This window comes from Streptomyces flavochromogenes (assembly GCF_000717595.1).
In the GTDB taxonomy this organism is placed as follows: Bacteria; Actinomycetota; Actinomycetes; order Streptomycetales; family Streptomycetaceae; genus Streptomyces; species Streptomyces flavochromogenes.
In genome coordinates this window covers 88,359-98,630 of the sequence record NZ_JNZO01000011.1, presented here as the reverse complement: position 1 = coordinate 98,630, position 10,272 = coordinate 88,359, and the positions used below count along the sequence as shown (strand labels likewise).

At 71.9% G+C, this 10,272-nt stretch carries 11 protein-coding genes; all 11 read right to left on the bottom strand.

The annotated features are described in order from the left end of the window. Positions 1–22: 22 nt before the first annotated feature. The 11 genes from IF00_RS0114480 to IF00_RS0114430 all read right to left on the bottom strand — a co-directional run bounded on the left by IF00_RS0114480 (position 23) and on the right by IF00_RS0114430 (position 10,236). Positions 23–1,675, bottom strand: coding sequence for a long-chain fatty acid--CoA ligase (locus tag IF00_RS0114480; protein ID WP_030318089.1), 1,653 nt, complete (start codon positions 1,673–1,675; stop codon positions 23–25). 188 nt (positions 1,676–1,863) lie between these two features. Continuing rightward, entirely contained in the window at positions 1,864–2,409 is a 546-nt protein-coding gene (locus tag IF00_RS0114475; RefSeq protein WP_030318088.1) for a SigE family RNA polymerase sigma factor, read from the bottom strand. A gap of 124 nt (positions 2,410–2,533) precedes the next feature. Beyond that, entirely contained in the window at positions 2,534–3,682 is a 1,149-nt protein-coding gene (locus tag IF00_RS0114470; RefSeq protein ID WP_078944682.1) for a DUF1906 domain-containing protein, read from the bottom strand. 52 nt (positions 3,683–3,734) lie between these two features. Further along, entirely contained in the window at positions 3,735–4,901 is a 1,167-nt protein-coding gene (locus tag IF00_RS0114465) for a lipid-transfer protein (RefSeq protein WP_030318084.1), read from the bottom strand. Next, positions 4,898–5,305 carry a MaoC family dehydratase gene (locus IF00_RS0114460; RefSeq protein ID WP_030318082.1) on the bottom strand — a complete coding sequence of 136 codons (408 nt, stop codon included), beginning with the start codon at positions 5,303–5,305 and terminating at the stop codon, positions 4,898–4,900. The genes IF00_RS0114465 and IF00_RS0114460 overlap by 4 nt, the downstream gene beginning before the upstream one ends. Then, positions 5,302–6,330, bottom strand: coding sequence for an acyl-CoA dehydrogenase family protein (locus IF00_RS0114455; protein ID WP_030318080.1), 1,029 nt, complete (start codon positions 6,328–6,330; stop codon positions 5,302–5,304). Before IF00_RS0114455 ends, IF00_RS0114460 begins: the two co-directional genes overlap by 4 nt. A 1-nt stretch (position 6,331) precedes the next feature. Continuing rightward, positions 6,332–7,300, bottom strand: a complete 969-nt coding sequence (locus IF00_RS0114450) for a bifunctional MaoC family dehydratase N-terminal/OB-fold nucleic acid binding domain-containing protein (RefSeq protein WP_030318078.1) — start codon at positions 7,298–7,300, stop codon at positions 6,332–6,334. Beyond that, complete coding sequence (locus IF00_RS0114445) at positions 7,297–8,463, bottom strand: acyl-CoA dehydrogenase family protein (protein ID WP_030318076.1); 1,167 nt, start codon at positions 8,461–8,463, stop codon at positions 7,297–7,299. The genes IF00_RS0114450 and IF00_RS0114445 overlap by 4 nt, the downstream gene beginning before the upstream one ends. Positions 8,464–8,662: 199 nt before the next feature. Further along, positions 8,663–8,968 (bottom strand): hypothetical protein, encoded by a 306-nt coding sequence (locus IF00_RS0114440; protein ID WP_030318072.1) that lies wholly within the window; start codon positions 8,966–8,968, stop codon positions 8,663–8,665. Positions 8,969–9,361: 393 nt separating this feature from the next. Next, entirely contained in the window at positions 9,362–9,886 is a 525-nt protein-coding gene (locus IF00_RS0114435) for an O-acetyl-ADP-ribose deacetylase (protein ID WP_030318071.1), read from the bottom strand. Between the two features lie 134 nt (positions 9,887–10,020). Continuing rightward, positions 10,021–10,236 carry an antitoxin gene (locus IF00_RS0114430; protein WP_030318069.1) on the bottom strand — a complete coding sequence of 72 codons (216 nt, stop codon included), beginning with the start codon at positions 10,234–10,236 and terminating at the stop codon, positions 10,021–10,023. Positions 10,237–10,272: the final 36 nt, after the last annotated feature.

The window sequence follows — 10,272 nt, the reverse complement described above, 5'->3', positions numbered from 1 at the left end:
TATCCGTATCCGGAATACGTGACTAGAGCTCCGTCACGTCCAGCTCGCCCTCCGCGTACTGCCTGCGGATGACCTTCTTGTCGAACTTGCCGACGCTCGTCTTCGGCACCGCCGGCACGATCGCCCAGCGCTCCGGGAGCTGCCACTTGGCGATGCCGCCCTCGTCGGCGAGGAAGGCCTTCAGCGTCTCGTAGTCCGCCGTGGCACCGTCCTTGAGGACGACGGTCGCCAGCGGGCGCTCACCCCACTTCTCGTCCGGCACGGCGACGACGGCGGCCTCGGCGACCTCCGGGTGCGCCATGATCGCGTTCTCCAGCTCGACGCTGGAGATCCACTCGCCGCCGGACTTGATGACGTCCTTGGCGCGGTCGGTGAGGGTGAGGAAGCCGTCGGGGCTGATCACACCGACGTCACCGGTCTTGAGCCAGCCGTCCTCGCTGAACTTGTCCGCCGGGCGGATGGCCTCGCCGTCGATGCCGCCGAAGTACGAGCCCGCGATCCAGGTGCCGCGCACCTCGAGTTCGCCGGCGGACTCGCCGTCCCAGGGCAGGTGTTCGCCGGCCGGACCGACCAGGCGGGCTTCGACGCCGGCCGGGAAGCGGCCCTGCGTGATGCGGTACGGCCACTCCTCCTCGGCGGTGAGGCCGTGCGGCGGGTGGGCCATCGTGCCCAGGGGGGAGGTCTCGGTCATGCCCCAGGCGTGACAGAGGCGGACACCGAGGCGGTCGTACGCCTCCATGAGCGCCGGCGGACAGGCCGCGCCGCCGATGGTGACCTGGGACATCGAGGAGAGGTCCCGGGGGTTGGCGGTGACCTCGGCGAGCAGGCCCTGCCAGATGGTCGGGACGGCGGCCGCGTGGGTCGGCTTCTCGCGCTCGATCATGTCGGCGAGCGGGGCCGGCTGGAGGAAACGGTCCGGCATGAGCATGTTGATGCCGGTCATGAAGGTGGCGTGCGGGAGGCCCCAGGCGTTGACGTGGAACTGCGGGACGACGACCAGGGTCGTGTCCTTGGCGGTGAGGCCCATCGACTCGGCCATGTTCACCTGCATCGAGTGCAGGTAGATCGAACGGTGCGAGTAGACGACGCCCTTGGGGTCGCCGGTGGTGCCGGAGGTGTAGCACATGGCGGCGGCCGAACGCTCGTCCAGCTCGGGCCAGTCGTACGTGGTCGGACGGCCCGCGATCAGCTCCTCGTAGTCGTGCACGCGGGGGGCCACGCCGTCCAGGACGGAACGGTCGCCGGGGCCCGCGACCACGATGTGCTCGATCGTGGGCAGGTGCGGCAGCAGCGGGGCGAGGAGGGGGAGCAGGGAGCCGTTCACGAGGACGACCCGGTCGGCGGCGTGGTTGACGATCCACACCAGCTGCTCGGGGGGAAGACGGAGGTTGAGGGTGTGCAGGACCGCACCCATGGAGGGAATCGCGAAGTACGCCTCGACGTGCTCCGAGTTGTTCCACATGAGGGTCGCGACCCTCTGATCGCCGGTGACCCCGAGTTCGTCGCGCAGGGCGTTGGCCAGCTGGTGCGCGCGTGCTCCGGCCTCCGCGAACGTGCGGCGCTGCGGCTCGGGCTCGCCCGTCCAGGTGGTGATGATCGACTTCCCGTGAATCGTCATTCCGTGCTTGAGAATGCGGCTCACGGTCAGCTGTACGTCCTGCATGGTGCTGTACACGGGGCGTCCTCCCGGTGGGCGCTACGTGGCAGAAAGGGTGTGGCGATTCTGCGCACGTACCGCTCGGTATGTCACTACCCGAGAGTACGGAAAATGCCAGTGATCACTGGCACGAGCGTTCCGCTGTACCGATTTCGTCGGAATTCCACTGTCTCCTGCTCGCCTCATCCGTGCCTTCTGCGCACCGCCTACCGGACGGGGGTCAGTTCCGGGTCCTCGCGGAGCTTGCCGAGCGCCCTCGACACCGCGCTCTTCACGGTGCCGACGGACACTCCCAGGATCTCGGCGGTCTGCGCCTCGCTCAGGTCCTCGTAGTACCTGAGAACCACCATCTGACGCTGACGCTCGGGAAGCTTCAGCACCGCGCGCCACATCGCGTCGTGCAGCACCTGCCGCTCGGCCGGGTCCGGCTCGGGGACACCGGAGGGCTCCGGCAGCTCGTCGCAGGCGAACTCGTCGACCTTGCGCTTCCGCCACTGCGACGTGCGGGTGTTCAGCAGCGCGCGGCGGACGTAACCGTCCAGCGCACGGTGGTCCTCGATGCGCTCCCAGGCGACGAACGTCTTGGCCAGCGCGGTCTGCAGCAGGTCCTCGGCGTCGCAGGGGTTGGCGGTCAGGGAGCGCGCGGTGCGCAGGAGCACGGGCCCACGCGCCCGTACGTACGACGAGAAGGTCGAGTACGACGCGTACTGCGAGGCACCGGCGCAGACGGGGCCAGAGGGTGGCGGAGTCATGACTCCACGCTATGAGCGGAGGGAGCCCCGCGGATCGGCCCCAGGTCCCGACCCGCAGTCCGCCTCAGGTTGTAGGGGTGGGGACGGCCCGACCTCCTCTGGGTGGAGAGCCCTCGGGTCCTCCTCAGGGTCGGAGGGCGGGGGGCGCCGCGTCCCCCGCCCGGCCGGAAGCCCCGCCCCGGTCGGGAGCGCCGGCCGCGCCGGGAACCCCGCCGGAGCCGGAAACCCCGGCCGTGCGGGTGGCCGTCGGCATGACACGGGCGACGGGCGCGTCCATCGCGTTCCGGTCGATGGCGAGGCGCCGGCCGCCGTACGCCTCGGTGACATCGCCCGCGTACTGGTGGATCCGGGCATGCGGTGTCCAGGCGTCCGGGTGCAGCACCGACTCGGTGTACAGCGCGGGCCGCCCCAGCCAGCGCGCGAACCACATCACGGCCGGCAGGTCCTTCGTCCCCGCCCGCCGCGCCGCCTCGATGTCCCGCACCCCGGTGTCCGCGCTGCTGTAGTACCCGGGCACGTAGCCGAGGCGACTCACCTCCCGGTTCCAGGCGCGGACGAAGGAGAGGGTGGTCGCGGCGCAGCCCGCGTCATCCGGCTGGTACGCCTCGATGTCGAGGTAGAGCGGACTGCTCGCGTCCAGCCCCAGAGCCTGCGCGGCCCGCACCGCCTCGGCCCCCTCGCGGGTGCCCTGGCTCCCGGGGTTGCTGCCGATGGCGAACGGCCGCTTGGCGACGGCGGTCACACACGGCGCCTGCGACCCGACGAACAGCGGCAGCACACGCCAGCCCATGGCATCGACGGAGGCGACCCAGGCGGGGCTCAGCTCCCGCTGGGTGGGGCAGCCGCGCCCCCGTCCGCCGAAGTAGATCCCGACGGCCCCGTACGGAGAGCTCCGCCACGCCTTCATCACCGCGAGGGACGGCGCCTCACAGGTGTCGAAGGCGCGCCCGACGTAGTGCACGAGGTCGGCGGCATCGGCCGCATCGGCAGGGCTGCCGGGAGCGGGGGCCGGGGCGCCGGGAGCGGGGGCGCGGACGAGGGGACCGGCGGCGGGGGCAGGGCCCGCTGCCGGGGCGCGGTCGGGGGCGACGGGCCGTGCGGGGGCGACGGCCGGCGCCGCCCCGGCCAGCGCCGCCACGACGGCCGCGACCATGATCCGCGCCCGCGCCCGGCGCCAGGTACGGGCCGAGGGTGCGCGTGCGGGAGCGGACGGGGGAGTGGCGGCGGATGCGCGTGCGGAAGTGGGCTCCGGTCGTGATGCGTGTGTGCTCATGGCGCGAGTGAAGAACCGACCGCCCCGCGCGGCCACCGCAGGGGCCGTCGCCTCAGCCGTCCGTGCCCAGGATCAACCCGGACGTGGGAACCCCCGTCCCCGCCGTGACCAAGGTCCGCTCCGCCCCGGGTATCTGGTTCACGGAGGTCCCGCGCAGCTGTCGTACCGCCTCGGCTATGCCGTTCATGCCGTGCAGATAGGCCTCGCCGAGCTGGCCCCCGTGCGTGTTCAGCGGGAGCGCGTCCGCCGCGACGAAATCGGCCGCCTCCCCCGGCCGGCAGAAGCCGAACTCCTCCAGCTGCATCAGCACGAAGGGGGTGAAGTGGTCGTAGAGAATGCCCACGTCGATCTCGCCCGGTGCGAGGCCGGAGGTCCGCCAGAGCTGCCGGGCCACCACCCCCATCTCCGGAAGCCCCGTCAGCTCGTCCCGGTAGAAGCTGGTCATCGCCTCCTGCTTCCGGCCGGCGCCCTGCGCCGCCGCCAGGATCACGGCCGGCGGACGCCGCAGGTCACGGGCGCGCTCGACGGAGGTGACGACGATCGCCTGGCCGCCGTCGGTCTCCTGGCAGCAGTCGAGGAGCCGGAGTGGTTCGACGATCCAGCGCGAGGCGGCGTGGTCGGCGAGGGTGATCGGCTTCCCGTGGAAGTACGCGGCGGGGTTGCGGGCGGCGTGGCGCCGGTCGGTGACGGCGACATGGCCGAAGGCGTCCGGGGTCAATCCGTAGGTGTGCAGATACCGCTGGGCGATCATCGCGACCCAGGAGGCCGGGGTGAGCAGCCCGAAGGGCAGCTGCCAGCCGAGTGCGACGCCCTCGGCGGAGGGCTCGCGCTGCTGGACTCCGGAGCCGAAGCGCCGCCCGGAGCGCTCGTTGAACGCCCGGTAGCAGACGACGACCTCCGCGACCCCCGTGGCGACGGCGAGCGCGGCCTGCTGCACGGTGGCGCAGGCCGCCCCGCCGCCGTAGTGCACGCGGGAGAAGAAGGACAGCTCGCCGATGCCGGACGCCTGGGCGACGGTGATCTCGGGGTTGGTGTCCATGGTGAAGGTGACCATGCCGTCGACGTCGGCGGGGGCGAGCCCGGCGTCGTCGAGGGCCGCGCGCACCGCCTCGACGGCGAGCGACAGTTCGCTGCGGCCCGAGTCCTTGGAGAACGCGGTGGCTCCGATGCCCGCCACGGCCGCCCGGCCGCCGAGCCCGTCCCTGGTGCGGAGGCTCATCGCGGCACCTCCACGGTGACCGTCCCCGTGACGTGGTGACCGAGCCCGTTCGCACCGACGACCCGGACGTGTGCGATGTCCCCGTCGACCTCGGTGACCGTGCCGGTCAGCACCATGGTGTCGCCGGGGTGGTTGGGGGCGCCGAGCCGGATGGCGACCCTGCGGAGGACGGCGCGGGGGCCGAAGTGGTCGGTGATGTACCGCCCGACGAGGCCGTTGGTCGTGAGGATGTTCATGAAGATGTCCGGGGAGCCCTTCTCCCGGGCCAGTTCGGCGTCGTGGTGCACGTCCTGGTAGTCGCGGGAGGCGACGGCCCCGGCGACGATCAGGGTGCGGGTGATCGGGATCGTCAGCGGCGGCAGCTCGTCCCCCGGCTTGACGAAGCTCTCCGTGCCGGGCTTCATGACAGATCTCCTTCAGCGAGCAGATCGCCGAGTTCGGCGAGGAGTTCGGTGCCGCAGCCGAGATGGGCGTCGAGCTGCCTGCCCCACAGGAAGTGCCGGTGCACGGGGTGGTCGAGGTCCGCGCCCATGCCCCCGTGCAGATGCTGCCCGGCGTGCACGACCCGCTTCCCCGCCTCGGAGGCCCACCAGGCGGCGGTCAGGGCCGCCCCGCGGGCTTCCAGCCCCTCGTCGTGGCGCCAGGCGGCCTCGTAGGCGGTGACCCGGATGGTCTCGGTGTCCATATGGGCGTCGGCGGCCCGTAGTTGCACGCCCTGGTGGGTGGAGAGCGGGCGGCCGAACTGCTCCCGTACGCAGGTGTACTCCACGGCCCTGGCGAGCGACCCGGCGCAGACCCCTGCCTGCAGACCGGCGAAGGCGACCCGGGCGGCGGCGAGCACGTCCGCGTAGGCGGCGCCCTCCCCGAGCCGCTCCCCCGCCGCTCCGTCGAGGACGAGCCGACCGGCGGACCAGGGTGCGGTGAGCTCGACGGGGTCGACGCCCGCCGCGTCCTCGGTGCGGACCAGCCAGAGGGCACGGTGCGCGTCGGGGACGAGGACATGGGTGGCGTCCCTGAGCCACGGCACCCAGTCCACGGCCCCGCTGAGCCGCCCCTCGCGCGAGGTGACCGACCCGGACGCCGGGAAGGCCCCCGTCACCACCGTCGTGCCGTCGCGGAGGCCGGGCAGGAGCCGGGCGCGCTGCTCGTCCGTGCCGTGCCGGGCGACGGCGAGGATCCCGTACACACAGGTCGCGGCGAACGGCACCTGGGCCGTCACGCGTCCCTGCTCCTCCAGGAGGAGGACCAGGCCGAGCAGGCCGGTCTCCTCGACGGAGCCGGGCAGCCCGGCGGCGCAGAGGGCCTTCCAGAGCTCGGCGTCGCTGCCGGTGCCGACCGCCCTGAGCCGCTCATGGGTGGCGAGGTCGGCGAAGATCCGGGCGGCCAGCTCGCGGGCCGCCTCCTGCTCCTCGGTGGGGGTGAAGTCCATGTCAGTCCTCCCCTCCCGCGCGGAAGACGGGAAGCTCCAGCTCCTCGTCGACGCGCAGGAACTCCAGCCGCACCGGCATCCCGATCCGCACCTTGTCGTACGGCACCCCCACCACGTTGCTGATCATCCGTACGCCCTCGGCGAGTTCGACCAGACCGACCGCGTACGGCGGGTCGAAGGCCGGGAAGGACGGGTGGTGCATCACCACGTACGAGTAGACCGTCCCGGAGCCGCTCGCCTCGACGGTGTCCCACTCCGGCGAGCCGCAGTCGGCGCACCCCGGCAGCCAGGGGAACCGGAGGGCGGCGCAGTCGCCGCAGCGCTGGATGAGCAGCCGGTGCGCGGCCACGCCTTCCCAGAATCCGGCGTTGTCCCGGTTGACGACGGGCCGGGGCCGCCGGGCTTCCGGCTGTTTCGCCTCGCTCCCGGTGGGGGGCTCCGGCCTCCGCGGTCGTGCGGCGGGCGCGTACTTGAGGATCCGGAAGCGGTGGGTGCCGGCCGGCTGCCCGCCGGCGCGGACGTCGGTCCGGGTGGTGACGAAGTGCCCCGACCCGAGCTTGGTGGTCTTGAGCTCCGACACGGACTCGATGACGGTGTCGAAGGCGATCTCGTCGCCGGGCCGCAGCGGCCGCAGGTACTCCTGCTCGCAGTCGGTCGCGACCACCGACGTGTATCCGGCCCCGTCGAGGAGGGCGAACAGTTCCTCGTGGGCGGAGGAGCGGTCCGTGTGCCCCGAGAGGCCGCCCATCGTCCAGGCCTGGAGCATCGTGGGCGGAGCGACGGCGTCGGGCCCCCGGTAGGCGGGGTGGCCGTCCCCCATCGCCTCGCACCAGTGCCGGATCATGGGCAGGTTGACCGGGTCCTTGCCGACGCCGGACGTCGCGGCGGCCCGCCCCGCGAACCCCGCCAGCCGCTCGTACAGCCCGTCCGGTGACGGCTCAGGCCCGTCCTGGCTCCGTGTGAAGGTCATCGCCGGCCCCTCCCCTTCATGCCGAGCCGCATCCTCGCGACGATCTCGCGCTGCACCTCGCTCACCCCTCCCCCGAAGGTGTTGATCTGCGCGGCCCGGTTCATGCGCTCCAGCTCACCGCCGTCGACCTCCCCCGGCGATCCCGCTCGCACCGTCCCCGGCCCACCCGCGATCTCCTGACATATTCGATACACCTCCACCGCGGATTCGGTTCCCACGAACTTCACGCCGCTCGCATCCCCCGGGGCCAGTCGACCGGCCCCCACATCTCCCACCAAACGCCAGTTCAGCAGGCGTGTCGCGGCCAGCCGGGCATGCGCTTCGGCGGCTCGGATCCGAACCCATGGCTCGTCAATGCGGCGCCTGCCCGTCACCGGATCGGGGGTGAGGGCCCGGTCGAGCACGGCGGCGAAGAAGTCCTCCGCCTGCATGCCGATCGCGGCGAGCGCGACCCGCTCGTGGTTGAGCTGGTTGGTGATGAGCCCCCAGCCCCCGTGCTCGGGCCCGACGAGGTTCCCGGCGGGGACCCGTATCCCGTCGTAGTAGGTGGCCGTGGTCGTCAGCCCGCCCACGGTCGCGATCGGGGTAAAGGAGAAGCCGGGGGCGTCGGTGGGGACGAGGACGATCGAGATGCCCTTGTGCGGGGGCGCGTCGGGATCGGTGCGGCAGGCCAGCCAGATCCAGTCGGCGTTCTGGGCGTTGGAGGTGAAGATCTTCTGGCCGTCGATCAGCCAGGACCCGCCCTCGCGGACCGCGCGCGTCCGGAGGGAGGCGAGGTCCGTGCCGGCCTCGGGCTCGCTGTACCCGATGGCGAAGACGGTCTCGCCGCGCAGGATCCGGGGCAGGAAGGAGGCCTTCTGCTCCTCGGTCCCGTAGGCCATGAGGGTGGGACCGACGGTGTTGAGCGTGACCATCGAGACGGGGGCGCCCGCACGGTACGCCTCGTCGAAGAAGACGAACTGCTCGTCGGGACCTCGGCCCTGCCCGCCGTACTCCTCGGGCCAGCCGAGACCGAGGAGCCCGTCGGCGCCGATCCGGCGGAGCAGCCGGCGCTGGGCTTCGGTGTCGGTGGCGGGGGGCGGACCTTCGGGCATCAGGTCCCGGAAGTACGCGCGGAGTTCGGCGCGCAGCCGTAGCTGCCGCTCGGTCGGGGCGAGGTGCACGGCGACGGCCTCCCGTGGGACGACTGAGGTTTCTGACTGTCCGTCAGATTCAGGACCCCTGTCAAGGTCGACGACCGACCGCGCCCGCCCGGGGGCACACGCGGGACGGCCCGCACGCCGGTACCGAAGTACCGGCGCACAGGCCGTCGTTCACACCGCGGTCACGCCCCCCGTCGGGCCGGCTGTCGTCCCGGGACGGTCACCACCAGGGGAGGAAGTTGACCACCGCGTTGTTCTGGGCGATGTGGGTGAAGGCGGAGCCGTTCACGCTGGCCGTGTTGTTCTGGTTGGAGGCACCGGAACCGGTCGCCACCTGCTGCGTCGTGGTCGAGTTGCCGAAGTTGCCCCCGCCCACGCCGCTGCCGGTGATCGTGGCGACGCTCGTGTTCGATCCGTCGTCCGCGAACCCGCCGTTGTCGGCCTGGGCCACCCCGGTGAAGAGCGCGGCGGCGAGGGGCAGGGCGGCGGCGGCGGCGAGGATGCGGGCGGTACGGATGCTTGCCATGTCTGTTCCTCCGGGAACTGAAAGCTGGTGCTGTTGCACGGAACTGCTCTGAAGTGCTCTGAAGTACGGCTATTTCCAAGGCAGTTGGCCGACCGCCCCGGTCGTTGGTGATCGACGTCGCGACTCCAGAGTTGCCCACCGAATCCCCGGCGAACCACCCCGGAGCGCCCGATTCCCCCGCAAGCGTGAGGAGAAGCAGATAAACCCGGCGGCTTCGAGCAAAGGCCCAGCTCACCCGGGCAAAAGGCATTCAGGACAGCGGTGGCCCGTGCGCCGCACGGGAGGAAGCGTTCCGGCAGATTTTCCGCCAATCTCCCCGCCGGAAGATCACGACGGCGCGCCCCCGGTACACGGAGACCGAACGCACGGGCAGAAGGAAAGGAAAGGTTCGACCTACGGAACGTCCCGCTCCCCCGCGGCCGCCTCGAAGGCCGCATAGGCCGGGGCGTCGAAGAGCACGAAGCGGACCTCCTCCACGTCGGTGGGGGTGGCCCGTACCGTGCGCACGGCGATCCTGGCCCCGTCGTCGATCGGCCAGCCGTAGATCCCGGTGGAGATGGCGGGGAACGCGACCGTGCGGTCACCCAACTCGTCCGCGATCCGCAGGGATGCGCGGTAGCAGGAGGCCAGCAGCTCAGACCGGTCCTCCTCGCGCGACCAGACCGGTCCGACCGTGTGGATCACATGCCGGGCCGGCAACCGCCCCGCGGTGGTCGCCACGGCCTGCCCGGTGGCCAGCCCCTTGCCGTAGTGCGAGCGGCGCAGGTCCTGACAGGCGGCGAGGATCTCGGGGCCGCCCTTGCGGTGAATGGCACCGTCGACTCCGCCGCCGCCGAGCAGCGACGAGTTCGCGGCATTCACGATCGCGTCGGCGGCCTCGGCGGTGATGTCCCCCTGCACGAGCACGATCCGCACCACGACACCACTCCTTCGTCCAGTCCCCCACCGTTCCGACGCCCCATGAAACCCGAAGAGCCGACCCCGCCGCATCCCGGAAGGGGCGCCCCGGACGTGGATCCGGGGCGCCCCTGACGGTCGCTTCGTGCCTCGCGCTACTGCTGGGGCGGGGGCGGGGGCTGATGCGGAGAGTCCGGCCGCTGACCCGTCTGTCCCAGTTGCTCCTTGAGCTTCTCCTGGGCGGTGTCGACCTGGCCGCTGTACTTGCTCTGCGTCTTCCCGTCGACGTAGTCGCCGGCCTTGTCGACGCCCTTGGAGGCCTGTTCCTCGTGGCCCTTCAGCATTCCCTTGAGCTTGTCGAACACAGACATCCTGGCCCTCCTAGCCGCTGTTCCAGCCCCTCCAGC